13 protein-coding genes are annotated in these 15,089 nt (G+C 72.9%); 4 read left to right on the top strand and 9 right to left on the bottom strand.

Annotation, left to right across the window (positions count from 1 at the left end; all coding sequences use genetic code 11):
- Nucleotides 1–26 precede the first annotated feature (26 nt).
- On the bottom strand, nucleotides 27–1,460 hold the full coding sequence (pdxR, locus tag IPT68_RS22140) for a MocR-like pyridoxine biosynthesis transcription factor PdxR (protein ID WP_189700956.1): 1,434 nt from the start codon (nucleotides 1,458–1,460) through the stop codon (nucleotides 27–29).
- Nucleotides 1,461–1,512: 52 nt separating this feature from the next.
- Between pdxR and IPT68_RS22135 the strand changes: the two genes are divergently transcribed.
- The 3 genes from IPT68_RS22135 to IPT68_RS22125 are packed head-to-tail and all read left to right on the top strand — an operon-like array spanning nucleotide 1,513 to nucleotide 3,229.
- The gene (locus tag IPT68_RS22135) at nucleotides 1,513–2,019 is read left to right on the top strand and encodes a carboxymuconolactone decarboxylase family protein (protein ID WP_373300722.1); all 507 of its coding nucleotides are present in this window, start codon (nucleotides 1,513–1,515) and stop codon (nucleotides 2,017–2,019) included.
- A complete protein-coding gene (locus IPT68_RS22130) occupies nucleotides 2,016–2,417 on the top strand; it encodes a carboxymuconolactone decarboxylase family protein (RefSeq protein WP_189700958.1) in 402 nt (133 codons plus the stop codon). Before IPT68_RS22135 ends, IPT68_RS22130 begins: the two co-directional genes overlap by 4 nt.
- Complete coding sequence (locus tag IPT68_RS22125; protein ID WP_189700959.1) at nucleotides 2,414–3,229, top strand: isocitrate lyase/PEP mutase family protein; 816 nt, start codon at nucleotides 2,414–2,416, stop codon at nucleotides 3,227–3,229. Before IPT68_RS22130 ends, IPT68_RS22125 begins: the two co-directional genes overlap by 4 nt.
- 3 nt (nucleotides 3,230–3,232) lie before the next feature.
- Here IPT68_RS22125 and IPT68_RS22120 read toward each other — a convergent pair whose 3' ends face one another.
- From IPT68_RS22120 to IPT68_RS22100, 5 genes are read right to left on the bottom strand one after another with little or no spacing between them, the layout of a single operon-like run.
- Nucleotides 3,233–4,186 (bottom strand): ABC transporter substrate-binding protein, encoded by a 954-nt coding sequence (locus IPT68_RS22120; protein WP_228039803.1) that lies wholly within the window; start codon nucleotides 4,184–4,186, stop codon nucleotides 3,233–3,235.
- A gap of 1 nt (nucleotide 4,187) precedes the next feature.
- Nucleotides 4,188–6,122, bottom strand: coding sequence for an ABC transporter permease (locus IPT68_RS22115; RefSeq protein ID WP_189700960.1), 1,935 nt, complete (start codon nucleotides 6,120–6,122; stop codon nucleotides 4,188–4,190).
- Nucleotides 6,122–7,180, bottom strand: a complete 1,059-nt coding sequence (locus IPT68_RS22110) for a quaternary amine ABC transporter ATP-binding protein (RefSeq protein WP_189700961.1) — start codon at nucleotides 7,178–7,180, stop codon at nucleotides 6,122–6,124. The genes IPT68_RS22115 and IPT68_RS22110 overlap by 1 nt, the downstream gene beginning before the upstream one ends.
- Nucleotides 7,177–8,709, bottom strand: coding sequence for a GMC family oxidoreductase (locus tag IPT68_RS22105; RefSeq protein WP_189700962.1), 1,533 nt, complete (start codon nucleotides 8,707–8,709; stop codon nucleotides 7,177–7,179). The genes IPT68_RS22110 and IPT68_RS22105 overlap by 4 nt, the downstream gene beginning before the upstream one ends.
- Before the next feature lie 48 nt (nucleotides 8,710–8,757).
- The gene (locus tag IPT68_RS22100; RefSeq protein WP_189700963.1) at nucleotides 8,758–10,293 is read right to left on the bottom strand and encodes an aldehyde dehydrogenase family protein; all 1,536 of its coding nucleotides are present in this window, start codon (nucleotides 10,291–10,293) and stop codon (nucleotides 8,758–8,760) included.
- A gap of 177 nt (nucleotides 10,294–10,470) precedes the next feature.
- Between IPT68_RS22100 and IPT68_RS22095 the strand changes: the two genes are divergently transcribed.
- Nucleotides 10,471–11,361 carry a helix-turn-helix domain-containing GNAT family N-acetyltransferase gene (locus IPT68_RS22095; protein WP_189700964.1) on the top strand — a complete coding sequence of 297 codons (891 nt, stop codon included), beginning with the start codon at nucleotides 10,471–10,473 and terminating at the stop codon, nucleotides 11,359–11,361.
- Nucleotides 11,362–11,528: 167 nt separating this feature from the next.
- On the opposite strand, the gene IPT68_RS22090 is transcribed toward IPT68_RS22095, so the two are convergent.
- The 3 genes from IPT68_RS22090 to IPT68_RS22080 form a co-directional block, all read right to left on the bottom strand.
- A complete protein-coding gene (locus tag IPT68_RS22090; protein ID WP_189700965.1) occupies nucleotides 11,529–12,518 on the bottom strand; it encodes a malate dehydrogenase in 990 nt (329 codons plus the stop codon).
- Nucleotides 12,519–12,865: 347 nt separating this feature from the next.
- Complete coding sequence (locus IPT68_RS22085; protein ID WP_189700966.1) at nucleotides 12,866–14,011, bottom strand: helix-turn-helix domain-containing protein; 1,146 nt, start codon at nucleotides 14,009–14,011, stop codon at nucleotides 12,866–12,868.
- 400 nt (nucleotides 14,012–14,411) lie between these two features.
- The gene (locus tag IPT68_RS22080; RefSeq protein WP_189700991.1) at nucleotides 14,412–14,852 is read right to left on the bottom strand and encodes a DUF3017 domain-containing protein; all 441 of its coding nucleotides are present in this window, start codon (nucleotides 14,850–14,852) and stop codon (nucleotides 14,412–14,414) included.
- Nucleotides 14,853–15,089 lie beyond the last annotated feature (237 nt).

Below are 15,089 nucleotides of genomic sequence, written 5' to 3'. Positions count from 1 at the left end.
GTGCCCTCGCCCGTGTCGGGGGTGTCTCAGGGCAGCGCCTTGCACAAGGCCTCCAGGCTTCCCGCCCAGGCGTGGTCGGGTGGGGTGCCGTAGCCGACGACCAGGGCGTCGGGGTGCCGGGCCGGTGCCGCGGGGTGGCGGTAGCGGGAGATGCCGTGGACGGCGACGCCCTGCCAGGTGGCCGCGCGGACGACCGGCTGTTCGGTGCCGGGCGGCAGCCGGAGAACGGCGTGCAGGCCGGCCGCGATGCCGGTGGCGCGGACGTCGGGTGCGTGCTCGGCGAGGGCGGCGACCAGTTCGTCGCGGCGGCGCCGGTAACGCAGGCGGGCGGCGCGGACATGGCGGTCGTAGGCGCCGGAGGTGAGGAACTCGGCGAGGGTCAACTGTTCGAGGACGCCTGTGGCGGGTCCGCCGGCGTGCCGCAGGACGTCCGGCACGAGGGAGGGCGGCAGGACCATCCAGGCAAGCCGCAGGCCGGGGGCGAGGGACTTGCTGGCGGTGCCGAGGTAGACGACGTGGTCGGGGTCCAGGTCCTGCAGGGCGCCGACGGGCTGGCGGTCGTAGCGGAACTCGCCGTCGTAGTCGTCCTCCAGGATCAGTCCGCCCGTCCGCCGGGCCCAGTCCACGACGGCGGCGCGGTGCACGGGACGCAGGGCGACGCCCGTCGGGAACTGGTGGCCCGGCGTCAGCAGCACGGCCCGCGTGGCGGCGAGGTCGTCCAGGAGGGAGCCCGCGGTTGACCGCTGCCGTGGGGAGTCGAGGGGCTGGGGCGAAGTGCCGCGTTCGTCGAAGGGGAGGGGGAGGGTGCGCAGGCCGGCGCGTTCGACGAGGTTCCAGTGCGCGTCGAGGCCGTAGGACTCCACGGCGAGGGTGCGCAGCCCGCGGGTGTGGAGGACCTTGGCGAGGAGTCCGAGGCCGTGGGCGAAGCCGGGACAGACGAGGACGCGCTCGGGATCGGCGCGTACGCCGCGGGCGCGGGAGAGGTAGTCGGCGAGGGCGGTGCGCAGTTCGACGCGGCCTCGGGGGTCGCCGTAGCCGAGGGCCTCGTTCGGGGCGGCGGTGAGCGCGCGGCGGGCGGCCTTGAGCCACTCGGCGCGGGGGAAGGAGGCGAGGTCGGGGGTGCCGGGGACGAGGTCGTAGGCGGGGTGGCCGGGTGGGCGCCGGTGCGGGGCGGGCCGGTCGGGCGGTGGGAGGACGGCCCGCTCGGCGACCCAGGTGCCGGAGCCCTGGCGGGCGGTGAGCCGGCCCTCGGCGACGAGGTCGGCGTAGGACTCGGCGACGGTGTTGCGGGCGATGCCGAGGTCGGCGGCGAGGGTGCGGGAGGAGGGCAGCCGGGTGCCGGGCGCGAGGCGGCCGGTGCGGACGGCGTCGCGCAGGGCGTCGGTCAGACCGCGGCGCAGGCCGGGTCCGGACGGTGCGAGGTGCAGGTCGATGCCCAAAGTGGCCCGGGATTCCAGCATGGAAATGGACCATACTCCTGGGCCGCCTCGCTCGTAGGGTCCAGGCATGACGATGACCGACGACCACAGCGCCACGCCTGTCGAGCACGCCCCCGAGCCCACCCCCCGCCTGGACTGGGCGGCGCTCGCCCCCGACGTCTTCAAGGCGATGGTCCGGCTCGACACGGCCGCGCAGCGGGGCCTGGACCCGACGCTGCGCGAGCTGGTGAAGATCCGTGCCTCGCAGCTCAACCACTGCGCGTTCTGCCTCGACATGCACAGCAAGGACGCGCTCGCGGCGGGCGAGAGCGTGGAGCGGATCGTCCAGCTCAGCGCATGGAAGGAGTCGCCGCACTTCTACACCGAGAAGGAGCTGGCGGCGCTGGAGCTGACCGAGGCCGTCACGGTGCTGACGGACGGGTTCGTGCCGGACGAGGTGTACGAGCGGGCGGCGCGGCACTTCGAGGAGGCCGAGCTGGTGCAGCTGATCGCCGCGATCACGGTGATCAACGCCTGGAACAGGTTCGGGGTGACCTGCCGTCGGATGCCGGGCCACTACCGGCCGGGGCAGCACCCGTGAGCGTACGCACCACCCGTCTGGACGACGGGGTCCGCACCGCGATGCGGCAGCTGAGCGCCGCCGCGAAGCGAGGCCTCGGTGATCCGGTGCTCGCCGAGCTGGTGCAGGTCCGTGCCTCCCGGCTCAACCGCCGGGCGTTCTGCCCGGACATGCGTCTCGCCGAGCACGGGACGGGCACGGGCCTTGCCCCGGCCGAGTCGGGCCGGGACCGGGAGAGGCAGCTCGATCAGCCGGCCACCTGGGAGGAGGCCGGGGATCTGCTCGACGAGCGGGAGCGGGCGGCGCGGCACTTCGACGGCCGCGGTCTCGCCCGTCTCATTGCTCTCATCGCCGCGATCAACAGCTGGAACCGGCTGATGGTGAGCCGGCGGATCCCGGCGGTCAGTGTCGAGTGGTGAGCCGAGCAGAGACGTTCCGCGCGCTGCACCGACGGCCGGACCCGGCCGATCCCCTGGTCCTCCCGGGCCCGTGGGACGCCGCCAGCGCCCGCGCCTTCGTGGACGCCGGCTTCCCGGCGCTCGCGACGCCCAGTGCGGGGGTGGCCGCCTCGCTCGGGTACGAGGACGGGCAGACGCCGCCGGACGAGATGTTCGCGGCCGTCACCCGGATCGTGCGGGCGGTGGACGTGCCGGTGTCGGCGGACGTGGAGGACGGGTACGGGCTCGCGCCGCGGGAACTGGTCGAGCGGCTGCTGGAGACCGGCGCCGTCGGCTGCAACCTGGAGGATTCGAGCGGAGGCGTCCTCAAGGACCCGTACGCGCACGCCGAGTGGCTGGCGGAGGTGCGGGCGGCGGCGGGTGACCGGCTGTTCCTCAACGCGCGCGTAGACACGTTCGTACGCGGGGTGGAGGAGCCCGAGCGGGCCATCGAGCGGGCGGCCCTGTACGTCGCCGCGGGCGCCGACTGCGTGTACCCGATCGCCGCCCCGCCCGACGTGCTGCCGCTGCTGCGGGCCGGGATCGAGGGCCCGATCAACGTGTTCGCACGCCTGGACGGTGCCCGCCCCTCGGCACCGACCGAACTCACCGAGTCCCCCCGACTCACCGAGCCGACCGGACTCACCGAGCCGACCGAACTCACCGAGTCCCCCGCGCTCGCCGGACTCGCCGAGCTCGGCAGGCGGGGGGCGACGCGGATCACCTTCGGGCCGGGGTTGCAGCGCAGAGCCGTCCAGGCGGTTCGCGACATCACGGCCGGCATCACGCGGTGACCGTCAGGACAGCCACGTCTTCCACGTGGACTCGTGGCTGTCCACCCACTTCTTCGCCGCCTCCTCCGGCGTCAGCTTCTGCTCGGCGATCATCAGGGAGACCTCGTTCTGGTCCTCGGTCGTCCACTGGAACTTCTTCAGCAGCCGGGCCGCCGCCCCGCCGTCCTTCGCGAAGTCGGCGTTCAGGTACTTCTGCAGCGGCGTGTGCGGATAGGCGCAGGCGACCTTCTCCGGGTCCGCGTCGCAGCCCTCCTTGTACTCGGGCAGCTTCACCTCGGTCATCGGGACCTTCTTGAAGAGCCACTGCGGCGAGTACCAGTAGGTCAGGAAGGGCTTCTTCTCCTTCGCGAACTGCTTGATCTGCGTGATCTGCGCGGCCTCCGAACCGGCGAAGACCACTTGGTAGTCGAGGTCCAGGTTCTTCACCAGCGCCTTGTCGTTGGTGACGTAGGACGGTGAGCCGTCCATCAGCTGGCCCTTGCCGCCGCTCTCCGGGGTGCGGAACCGGTCGGCGTACTTGTTGAGGTTCTTCCAGTCGGTGACGTCGGGGTGCTGCTCGGCGAAGTACGTGGGGACGTACCAGCCGATGTGCCCGGTCACACCGAGGTCGCCGGCGCCCACGATCGTCTTCTTGTCCTCGACGTAGCGCTGCTCCTCCTCCGGGTGCCCCCAGTCCTCCAGGAGGGCGTCGACGCGGCCCTGGCTGAGGGCGTCCCAGGCGGGGACCTCGTCGATCTGGACGGTGTCGACGCGGTAGCCGAGTTCGTGTTCGAGCAGGTACTGGGCGACGGCGACGTTGGCCTGCGCGCCCACCCAGGACTGCACGGACAGGGTCACGGTCTTCGCCCCCTGCGCGTTGGCGAAGGGCGAGGCCTGCCGGGTCATGTCGGCGGCACCGCAGCCGGTGGTCAGGGCGAGCAGGGTCACCGCCGCCATGACGCTCGTACGTGTACGCATGTCACGCTCCCTTCTTCGCGCGGCGATCCGTCGGCTGGGTCACCCGGTCGAGCATCAGGCCGAGGCAGACGATCGCGGCGCCGGCCACCAGACCGGTCGCCAGGTCGCCCTGCGCGAGGCCGAAGACGACGTCGTAGCCGAGGGCGCCGCCGCCGACCAGGCCGCCGATGATGACGACGGCGAGGACCAGCACCACGCCCTGGTTGACCGCCAGCAGCAGCGCCGCGCGGGCGAGCGGGAGCTGGACCTGGCGCAGTTGCTGTCCGCCGGTCGCGCCGAGCGAGCGGGCCGATTCCAGCGCGGCCGGGTCGACCTGCCGCAGCCCCCGGGCGGTGATGCGGACGACCGCGGGCAGGGCGTAGACGACGGCCGCGGCGACCGCCGGGGCGCGGCCGACGCCGAACAGGGCGACGACCGGGATCAGGTACACGAACTGCGGCATGGTCTGGCAGACGTCCAGGACGGGGCGCAGCGCACGCTCGAAGCGCTCGCTGCGGGCGGCCGCGATGCCGGTCGCGAAGCCCAGGACGAGGGTGACGGCGACGGCGGCGATGACCTGGGAGAGGGTGTCCAGGGACGGCTCCCAGACGCCGAGGACGCCGATCGCGGCCATGGCGAGGACGGCGGTCAGCGCGGTGCGCCAGGTGCCGATCAGCCAGGCCAGGGCGGCGACGACGAGCAGCACGGACCACCAGGGCAGCCACTGCAGGCCGTCCCGCAGCGGGTCCAGGACCCAGGTGGTGAAACGGCCGGCCCAGTCGGCGGTGCCGCCGACGACCGGGACGCCCGAGTAGAGGTGGGCGGTCATCCAGTCGACGGCGCGGTTGACCGGCTCGGCGATGTTCACGGTCCAGGCCTCGGGCCAGTCGGCGCGGCCCAGCAGGCGTGCGGCGACCGCGAGGCCCACGGCGCCGGCCAGGACGTACGGCCATCCGGCGCGCGGGCGTTCCCCGGTGCCGTCGCCCGCGGCCGCGGTGACGCGGTCCAGGACGACCGCGAGCAGCACGATCGGGATGCCCGCGGCGAGGGCGGCGCCCACGTCGACCGAGGCCAGCGCCTGGTAGACGCGGTCGCCGAGGCCGCCGGCGCCGATGACGGAGGCGATGACCGCCATGGACAGCGCCATCATGATCGTCTGGTTGAGGCCGAGCAGGAGTTCCTTGCGGGCCAGCGGGATACGGGCGGTCAGCAGGCGCTGCCGGGCGGTGGCGCCCAGCGACTCGACCGCCTCCAGTACCTCCTTGTCGGCGCCGCGCAGGCCGAGCGCGGTGAGGCGGGCCATGGGCGGGGCGGCGTAGACGACCGTGGCGAGGACGGCGGCGGGGACGCCGATGCCGAAGACCAGGACGACGGGGAGGAGGTAGGCGAACGCGGGGAGGACCTGCATGGTGTCGAGGACCGGGCGCAGGGCGCGGTCCATCCGGTCGGACAACCCGGCGGCGAGTCCGAGCAGGGCGCCGACGACGACGGACGCCAGCACCGCCACGGCCATCAGGGCCAGGGTCTGCATGGTGGGCAGCCACATGTCGAGCAGGCCGCAGGCCAGGAACGCGGCGGCCGTGCCGAGCGCGAGCCGCACACCGGCGACGCGCCAGGCCACGAAGGCGCCGAGCGCGGTGACACCCGCCCATCCGATGGCGAGGAGGGCGAGGTAGACGGCCCGGACGGACAGGACGACCGCGTTGCTGAGGTGGCCGAAGAAGTAGAGGAACAGCGGGTGGCTGTCCCGGTTGTCGATGATCCAGTCGCTGGCGGCGGTGAGCGGCTGGGTCAGGTCGACGGTGAGGGCCTCGGGCCAGCTGCCGCTCGCCCAGCGCGCCACGGCCGGCGGTACGAGGACCACCGCGGCCAGGGCGAGCAGGGCGAGCTTGGCGACGGCCCGGTTCTTCAGTGCGGCGGGCAGGGTCCGGGGAGCCGAGGCGGTGACGGTGGCCATCACGCCACCTCCTCGCGGGGCTGGGTGCCGGCCACCACGCCGAGCAGCCCCTCGTGGTCGACCACCCCCAGGCACCGGCCCTCGTGGACCACCCGCACCGGCCCTCCGCTGCGGGCGACGGCCTCGATGGCCTCCGACACGGTCGCCGTCGGGGACACCGCCGGGCCGGCCCCCGCCTCCTCCGCGGACGCGGGCCGCATGGCGGTGCGGACGGTCATGACCTGTTCGCGGGGGACGTCGCGGACGAACGCGCGGACGTAGTCGTCGGCGGGCGAGCCGACGATCTCCTCCGGAGTGCCGAGCTGGACGATCCGGCCGTCGCGCATCAGGGCGATCCGGTCACCAAGTTTCAGCGCCTCGCTGAGGTCATGGGTGATGAAGACCATCGTGCGGCCCTCGTCGCGGTGCAGCCGGACGACCTCCTCCTGCATCTCCCGACGGATCAGCGGGTCGAGGGCGCTGAACGGCTCGTCGAACAGCAGCACCTCCGGGTCGACGGCCAGGGCACGCGCCAGGCCGACCCGCTGCTGCTGGCCCCCGGACAGCTGGCCCGGTCTGCGCTGCTCCATGCCCGCGAGGCCCACCTTGGCCACGACCTCGCCCGCCCTCTGGCGCCGCTCCGCCCTGCCCACGCCCTGGATCTCCAGGCCGTACGCCACGTTGTCGAGGACGGTGCGGTGCGGCAGCAGGCCGAAGTGCTGGAAGACCATCGCGGCGCGGTGCCGGCGCAGTTCGCGCAGCCGGGTCCGGTCCATGGCGCGGACGTCCTCGCCGTCGATGGCGATGGTCCCGGCGGTCGGTTCGATCAGCCGGGTCAGACAGCGCACCAGCGTGGACTTGCCGGAGCCGGACAGGCCCATGACGACGAAGACCTCGCCCTTGCGCACGTCGAAGGAGACGTCCCGGACGGCGGCGGTGCAGCCGGTGCGGGCGCGCAGCTCGGCGACGGGCAGGGCGGTCAGCTCGGGGTCGGCGGGGACACGGTCGGCCTTCGTGCCGAAGACCTTCCACAGCCCGTCGACGGAGAACACGGGGGCGGTGTCGGCAGCGGTGCTCATCGCGCACCACCCCCGATCAGCTCCACGGCCCGCTCACCGACCATCAACACCCCGATCATCGGGTTCACCGCGGTCATGGTCGGGAACACCGACGCGTCCGCGATCCGGATGCCGTCCAGTCCACGGATCCGCAACTCGGGGTCGACTACGGCCAGTTCGTCGGAGGCGGCGCCCATCCGGCAGGTGCCCGCCGGGTGGTACACGGTGTGCGCGACCTTGCGGGCGTACTCGCCGAGTTCCTCGTCGCCGGTGACGTCCGGGCCGGGGCACACCTCGCGCTTCAGCCAGCCCGCCAGCGGCTCCGTCTTCGCGATCTCGCGGGCGATGCGGATGCCGTCGACGAGGGTGCGGCCGTCGTAGTCGTCCTCGTCGGTGAAGTAGCGGAAGTCGAGCGCGGGCTTCTCGGCGGGGTCCGCGCTCGTCAGGTACAGCCGCCCGCGACTCTTCGGCTTGGGGATGTTCGGGGTCATGGACACTCCGTACGAGGGCCGTTCGTAGCCCAGCCGCTCCGGGTTGTCGGTGAACGGGATCTGGTAGAAGTGGAACATCAGGTCGGGGCCCGCCTGTTCGGGGTCGCGACGCACGAACAGGCCCGCGTCGGAGTCCATCGCCGAGTTCTCCGGGATGGGTCCGTGGGTCTCCCAGACGATCACGGACTCCGGGTGGTCGAGCAGGTTCTCGCCGACGCCGGGCAGGTCGTGGACGACGGGTATGCCGAGCGCCTCCAGGTCCTCGCGGGGGCCGATGCCGGAGTGCAGCAGCAGCCGCGGCGAGTCGACCGCGCCCGCGCACAGCACCACCTCGTTCCGGGCGCGGACGAGAATCTCCTCGCCGTCCTCGGTACGCACGTGGACGCCCTCGGCGCGGGTGCCGTTCAGCTGCAGCCGGTACGCCCAGGTCTCCAGCAGGATCGTCAGGTTGGGCCGCCTGTCCATCACCGGGTGGAGGTAGGCCACGGAGGCCGAGGACCGCTTGTTGTTCTCGGGGTGGTAGGCGAGGTCGAAGAAGCCGACGCCGTCGGTGAACGGCTTCTTGTTGAAGCCCTCCACGCGGGGCACGCCCAGCGCGGCCTGGGCGGCGTCGACGAAGTCGCGGGCGATGGCGTTGCGGTCCTTCTCGTCCACCGGGACGATGTGGTTCAGCAACCGGGCGTAGTACGCCTCCATCCGCACCGCGCCCCAGCCCTTGGCGCCGGCCGCCTCCCACTCGTCCCAGTCGGACGGCAGCGGCTTGAAGGCGATGAGGGTGTTGTGGGAGGAGCAGCCGCCGAGGACGCGGGCGCGGCTGTGCCGGATGTGGGAGTTGCCGCGTGGCTGCTCGGTGGTGGGGTAGTCGTAGTCGAGTTCGCCGCCGAGCAGGCCCATCCAGCGGCGCAGGGTGAGGACGTCCTCGCGGTCCACGTCGCTGGGGCCGCCCTCGATGACGGCGACGGTGACGTCGGGGTTCTCGGTGAGGCGGGAGGCGATGACGGAACCCGCGGTGCCGCCGCCGATGACGACGTAGTCGTAGGTATGACTGTTCTCGGGCATGGATGCTACTCCGGTGCTCCAGTGGGGGGTTGGGGGAAGGGGGCGGGATCAGCCCGCGAACCAGCGCACCGGCTTCGGCGCGAGGTTCTGGTAGACGTGCTTGGTCTCCCGGTACTCGGCGAGCCCGGCCGGGCCGAGTTCGCGGCCGACGCCGCTCTTGCCGAAGCCGCCCCACTCCGCCTGCGGCAGGTAGGGGTGGAAGTCGTTGATCCACACGGTGCCGTGCCGCAGCCGCCCGGCGACCCGGCGGGCCCGCCCCGCGTCGGCGGTCCACACCGCGCCGGCCAGCCCGTACTCGGTGTCGTTGGCGAGCGCCACGGCCTCGTCCTCGGTACGGAAGGTCTCCACCGTGAGGACGGGACCGAAGACCTCCTCGCGCACGACCCGCATCTCGCGGTGGCACTGGTCGAGCACCGTCGGCTCGTAGAAGTAGCCGGTGGCGGGCCTGGACCCGGCGGGTTCGGGCCGCTTGCCGCCGCTGCGCAGCACCGCGCCCTCCGCCAGCGCGGACGCGACGTACGACTCCACCTTGGCGCGCTGCTGCTCGGAGACGAGGGGGCCGCACTCGACGCCGTCCGCCGTGCCGCGCCCGAGGCGGATCTTGGAGGCGCGGTGGGCGAGTTCGGCGACGAACCGCTCCCTGACCGACTCCTCGACGATGAGGCGCGCGCCCGCGGAGCAGACCTGGCCGCTGTGGATGAAGGCCGCGTTGAGGGCCTGGTCGACGGCGGTGTCGAAGGCCTCGTCGGTGGCGCAGGCGTCGGCGAAGACGACGTTGGGGTTCTTGCCGCCGAGTTCGAGGGCGACCTTCTTGACGGTGGGCGCGGCGGCCGCGGCGACCTTGGTGCCGCTGATCAGGCCGCCGGTGAAGGAGACCAGGTCGACGTCGGGGTGTTCGGCCAGGCGGGCGCCGACCGTGTGGCCGGGGCCGGTGACGATGTTCGCGACCCCGGCGGGCAGCCCGGCCTCGGCGAGCAGGTCGATCAGGGCGATGGTGGTCATCGGCGTGATCTCGCTCGGCTTGATCACGAAGGTGTTGCCGGCGGCGAGCGCGGGCGCGATCTTCCAGCTGGCCTGGAGCAGCGGGTAGTTCCAGGGCGTGATCAGCGCGCAGACGCCGACCGGTTCGTGGACGACGACGCTGTGGATGTCGGGCGAGCCCGCGTCGACGACCCGGCCGGCCCCTTCCCCCGCCACCAGGTCGGCGAAGCAGCGGAAGGCGTCGGCGACGCAGTCGATGTCGACGCGGCCCTCCTCGACGGTCTTGCCGGCGTCCCGGCTCTCCAGCAGGCCGAGCTCCTCACGGTCACGGACCAGCAGGTCGGCGACGCGGCGCAGCAGGGCGGCACGCTCGGCCACGGGAGTGCGGGACCACTCGCCCCGGCCGCCGTCGAAGGCCTGCCGGGCGGCCTCGACGGCCAGGTCGGCGTCCTTCTCGTCCCCCTCGGCGACCACGGCGAACGGCAGGGCGTCCGCGGGGTCGAGGATCTCGCGCGTGGCGCCGGAGGCGGCGGGCCGCCACTGGCCTGCCACGTGGATCGTGTCGCGCGCCTGAGGCACCTGGTTCTCCGCTCTGTCCGACATGCTCGGTCTTGCCTTCCGTTCCTGTTCAAGACCGTGGGCGCCTGCCCGTACCCCTTTCGGGCATGCGCAATCGATGGCCGAAAGTGGGCTGCCTCACTGGCATTTCGGACATAGGGCGAGGAAAGACAGCCAGCTCCTCTGGACCGACCGCAACTCTTTGACTAGGGTCAAAGAAATATGGAGGCAGTGTCAGAGCACGTCGCGGCGTTCCGCCGCTTCAACCGCTACTTCACCCGCCGCATCGGCGCCCTCGACGACCGTTACCTGGGCCAGAACCGCCCCCTCGGCGAGGCCCGGCTGCTCTTCGAGATCGGCGACGGCGCCTCGCTGCGCGAACTGCGCGCCCGCCTCGGCCTGGACGCCGGCTATCTCAGCCGGATGGCGAAGACGCTCCAGGCGCAGGGGATGGTCCGGCTGAGCGTCCACCCCGACGACAGCCGGCTGCGCATGATCGAACTCACCCCGGCCGGGCGCGTCGAGGTCAAGGAACAGAACCGGCGGGCCGACGCCCTGGTCGGCGGCCTGCTCGACGGCCTCACCCCGGCCCAGCGCGCCCGGCTCACCGAGGCCGTCACCACCGCCGAACGCCTGCTGCGCCTGGCCGGCACCACCGTCGAACGCGTCGACGGCGCCCACCCGGACGCCCGCGCCACCCTCGACGCCTACGCCGCCGACCTGGACGAACGGTTCCCCGAGGGCTTCGATCCCACCGATCTCGTACGCCCGGAAGAGGTCTCCGGCGACCGCGGCGCCTTCTTCGTGGCGTACGAGGACGAGCGCCCGGTCGGCTGCGGCGGGCTGCGCCGTCTCGAGCCCGGCGTGGGCGAGATCAAGCACCTGTGGGTGCACCCGGACGCCCGGCGGCTCGGCCTGGCCCGCCGGATCCTGGCGGCGCTGGAACGGGAGGCGGCCGAGCGCGGCTTCGACGTCGTCCGGCTGGACACGCACGCCGTGCTCACCGAAGCGCGGACGATGTACCGGGCATCGGGATACACGGAGATCCCGGCCTACGCGGAGCACGTCTACGCCGGGCACTGGTTCGAGAAGCGGCTGCGCCGGACCGGCTGACGTCCCGCCGAGAACGGTCCTCGGGCACTCGGCGGACGGCCGGGCGAGTCGGGGAATCGACGGGTTGCGGGCGTCGTCCGCGCGAGGACGTCGGCAGGCACCGGGAAAGCCGACGACCCCCGGCCCGTGGCGGCGGACCGGGGGTCGTGCGGCTGGTGTGGCCGGGATCAGATGAGGCCGAGGCCGCGGACCGCCTCGCGCTCCTCCTCCAGCTCCTTCACCGACGCGTCGATGCGGGCGCGGGAGAAGTCGTTGATCTCCAGGCCCTGGACGATCTCGTACGTGCCGTCCTTGCAGGTGACCGGGAAGGAGGAGATCAGGCCCTCGGGAACGCCGTAGGAGCCGTCGGACGGGATGCCCATGGAGACCCAGTCGCCCTCGGGGGTGCCGTTGACCCAGGAGTAGACGTGGTCGATGGCGGCGTTGGCGGCGGACGCGGCGGAGGACGCGCCACGGGCCTCGATGATGGCGGCGCCGCGCTTGGCGACGGTCGGGATGAAGTCCTCGGCCAGCCACTTCTCGTCGTTCACGACCTCGGCGGCGTTCTTGCCGGCGACCGTGGCGTGGAAGATGTCCGGGTACTGCGTGGCGGAGTGGTTGCCCCAGATCGTCAGCTTCTTGATCTCGGAGACCGGCGTGCCCGTCTTCTTCGCCAGCTGGGTCAGCGCGCGGTTGTGGTCGAGGCGGGTCATCGCGGTGAAGCGCTCCGCCGGTACGTCCGGGGCGGCGGCCTGCGCGATCAGCGCGTTGGTGTTGGCCGGGTTGCCGACCACCAGGACGCGGATGTCGTCGGCGGCGTGCGCGTTGATGGCCTGGCCCTGCGGCTTGAAGATGCCGCCGTTGGCCTCGAGGAGGTCACCGCGCTCCATGCCCTTGGTGCGCGGGCGGGCGCCGACGAGCAGGGCGACGTTGGCGCCGTCGAAGGCCACGTTCGGGTCGTCGGTGATGTCGATGCCCTGGAGCAGCGGGAACGCGCAGTCGTCCAGCTCCATCGCGGTGCCCTCGGCGGCCTTCAGCGCCGGGGTGATCTCGAGGAGGCGGAGCTTGACCGGCACGTCCGCGCCGAGCAGCTGGCCGGAGGCGATGCGGAAGAGCAGGGCGTAACCGATCTGGCCGGCCGCGCCGGTGACGGTGACGTTCACGGGAGTGCGGGTCATGGCGTTCTCCGTATGACAGCTGGCGGTGGGGCGTCCCTGCCCCGGCTTTTTGATCGATCTCTTGGCGTCAAGAGAGATCCAGCGGTCAGGCTATCGCGCCTCCGGGATGCCGGACGTCCGGGTCGGTGTGGCCCAGCCCACAGAGCTTACGAAAGGCGGCGGCCGCCCGTCCGGGAGAGGAGAGACGGGACGACCGCCGGGTGGGGGTACCGTTGCCGGACTCCCGTGGGGGTACTGCTCGCGTGCCCGCGATCGGCGATCGCATGCGCGCCGCGGACGCCTTTTTTCGACGGGTCGGACCGAACGGGCGCCACGGTGCGCTCGTCGCCTCCGTGGCGCGTCCCGCGCTACCGCGTGCAGCCGCGCTCCCCCGACGCCAGCGTCGCGCACGCCGTTGCCTGACCCGCATTGCGCACGGCGATCATCGGGGTGTACGCGATGGTGTCACCGGCAGTGGTGACAGAGCCGTTCTCCTTGGTGGTGCCCACGGTCACCTGGACCTCGTCGCCCGGGGCGGCCTGGGTGATACGGCCCCACGCCGCGCCGCAGGTCTCGCTGTAGCGGACCTCGACGACGATGGCGCCGACGGTGGCCGTCCTCGCGGTGGTGACCAGGTCGCCGCTGCACCCCATGCTCTCCGCGTCCTTGCCGGTGCAGGATTCGCCGCTGCACTTCACGCCGGGTGGCAGGTCGGCGGCGGCGCTGACGGAGGGGGACGGGGAGACGCCCGCGGTGTCGTTCCGGTCGCCGCCGTCGCCCGTGAAGTGGTAGGCGGCACCGGCCGCGACGACCACGACGACCGCACCGGCCAGGAACAGCGCGAGCCGCCGCCTGCCGGACGCGTCGCCGTCCGAGGGGGTGCGCGGCGGGGTCTGCGGCGTCCCGCCGGCGTCGGGCGCCCGGTCGGCCTGCGCCCGGGTCGCCCCCGCACCGGCGCCCTGACGTCCGCCCGACGGGGACGGCCCCGCGTACCCCGCGAGGCCCCACGAGTTGACGCCCTGCCGTCCCTCGGCCTCCCGGGCGTTCGCGTCGGGTGCCGTGGGCTGGGACGGCACCGTCGGGGACACGCCCGCCGGGCCCGCGATGCCCGGCGTCGCCGTCGCGCTGCCGCCCCGGCGGGCCGTTCTGCCCTTGGGGGTCGCCGGGGGCGCGCCGAACTCGCCGAGCGCCGCGCGCGCCTGCGAGATCCGCATCGCCTCCATGGTCATGTCGTGCCGCATCTCCGAACGGCTCCAGGCCCGTTCGGCGAGCTCCCACATGGTGGTCAGATGGATCGGGTTGGTGCCGGTGACCTCGGCCAGCGCCACGACCGCGCCCTTCGGCGCGAGCAGCCGACCGTTCAGATAGCGCTCCCAGGACGTCTTGCTGTAACCCGTGCGGTCGGACAGCGCCGAGATGCTCAGGCCGCTGCGGTCCACGAGCCGACGCAGCTGGGTGGCGAACTCCCTGATCTGCGGATCGAGTTCCTCCGGCAAGGCCTTCCAACGAGGCATCGCTTCCCCCTTTTCCCCCTGATGAGCCGGTTTTCCCCCTGATACCGCCGGTTGATGCGTGCCGGCTCACGCTCGGGACGTCCCGGACCATCCCGATTGGGCAGGTTAGCCCCGCTGTGCAGTGTCTTGCTCCGGCATCCCCGAAGCTGTCAATACATCGACACAACGGGCACACACCGGTGACCTCGGACGTCTCAGCGGTGCGCCTCGCACCCAGACGCAACCGGCCCGCGACTGTGGCGGGGCGCGGACACCGTAGCGGAACGGTCACTTCCGTGCCACAGCGCACGGACAGCCGTTGAACAGGCCGTTCGTGGTGCGGGAGTTTGGGTGCGGCGGCGGCCCGTCCTTGCTCGGGGGAGGGGATGGGCCGCCGTTGCGCGGGGCGCCGTGACGCCGGCTAACTGCTGACGGTGAAGTGCAGGGTGTCCTTCAGGAACGGGACCTCCAGCCAGGGGTTCGGCTGGGCCATCAACGCCAGCAGGACGATCACCAGGCCGAGGACGCCGTAGGTGGCGATGTCCGTAAAGCGGGAGCGCACGGCGAGCATGCCGACGCCGGGCAGCAGCCAGCGCAGCACGGCGCCGCCGACCAGGGCCACACCGACCAGCATGGTGCCGATCCGGAACGCGTCGAACGCCGTCAGCAGCAGGCCGAGACCGACCAGCACCAGCACGGCGAGCATCGGCCACTGCCGCGCGGGCGCGGGCGCGTCCCCGGACGCCGCCCGGCCGCCGCCCTCGGGCCGCGCGGTGTCCCTGGTGAACAGGGGGAAGCGGCGGGTGGCCCGCCGGGGCGTCCCGTCCTCGTCCACGACACTGATCGCGTCCCGCACGACCAACTCGCCGTCATCCGGGTCCCCGTTCGGGGACTCGCCGTGCGCCGGGAGCGCCGAGCCGTTCGGGGACTCGCCGTACCCGGAAGGGGCGGAGCCGTTCGACGCCGCGCCCTGCGACCCGCGCGGGAAGCCGTTCGGGGACTCTGCGTGCCCGGCGCCCGCGGAGCCGTTCGCCGACACACCCTCTGCCCCACGCGCGGAGCCGTTCGACGCCACGCCCTCCGGCCCGGGTGCGGAACC

The sequence above is a fragment of the Streptomyces chromofuscus genome, from assembly GCF_015160875.1.
Lineage (GTDB): Bacteria > Actinomycetota > Actinomycetes > Streptomycetales > Streptomycetaceae > Streptomyces > Streptomyces chromofuscus.
The sequence above is the reverse complement of the archived record's forward strand: the minus strand, read 5'-3'. Positions and strand labels throughout refer to the sequence as shown.

What these genes read in the sequence shown, in the direction of transcription:
- pdxR (WP_189700956.1), bottom strand. Translation starts at nt 1,460, where the DNA reads ATGCTGGAATCCCGGGCCACTTTGGGCATCGACCTGCACCTCGCACCG.
- IPT68_RS22135 (WP_373300722.1), top strand. Translation starts at nt 1,513, where the DNA reads ATGACCGACGACCACAGCGCCACGCCTGTCGAGCACGCCCCCGAGCCC.
- IPT68_RS22120 (WP_228039803.1), bottom strand. Translation starts at nt 4,186, where the DNA reads ATGCGTACACGTACGAGCGTCATGGCGGCGGTGACCCTGCTCGCCCTG.
- IPT68_RS22115 (WP_189700960.1), bottom strand. Translation starts at nt 6,122, where the DNA reads ATGGCCACCGTCACCGCCTCGGCTCCCCGGACCCTGCCCGCCGCACTG.
- IPT68_RS22110 (WP_189700961.1), bottom strand. Translation starts at nt 7,180, where the DNA reads ATGAGCACCGCTGCCGACACCGCCCCCGTGTTCTCCGTCGACGGGCTG.
- IPT68_RS22105 (WP_189700962.1), bottom strand. Translation starts at nt 8,709, where the DNA reads ATGCCCGAGAACAGTCATACCTACGACTACGTCGTCATCGGCGGCGGC.
- IPT68_RS22100 (WP_189700963.1), bottom strand. Translation starts at nt 10,293, where the DNA reads ATGTCGGACAGAGCGGAGAACCAGGTGCCTCAGGCGCGCGACACGATC.
- IPT68_RS22095 (WP_189700964.1), top strand. Translation starts at nt 10,471, where the DNA reads ATGGAGGCAGTGTCAGAGCACGTCGCGGCGTTCCGCCGCTTCAACCGC.
- IPT68_RS22090 (WP_189700965.1), bottom strand. Translation starts at nt 12,518, where the DNA reads ATGACCCGCACTCCCGTGAACGTCACCGTCACCGGCGCGGCCGGCCAG.
- IPT68_RS22085 (WP_189700966.1), bottom strand. Translation starts at nt 14,011, where the DNA reads ATGCCTCGTTGGAAGGCCTTGCCGGAGGAACTCGATCCGCAGATCAGG.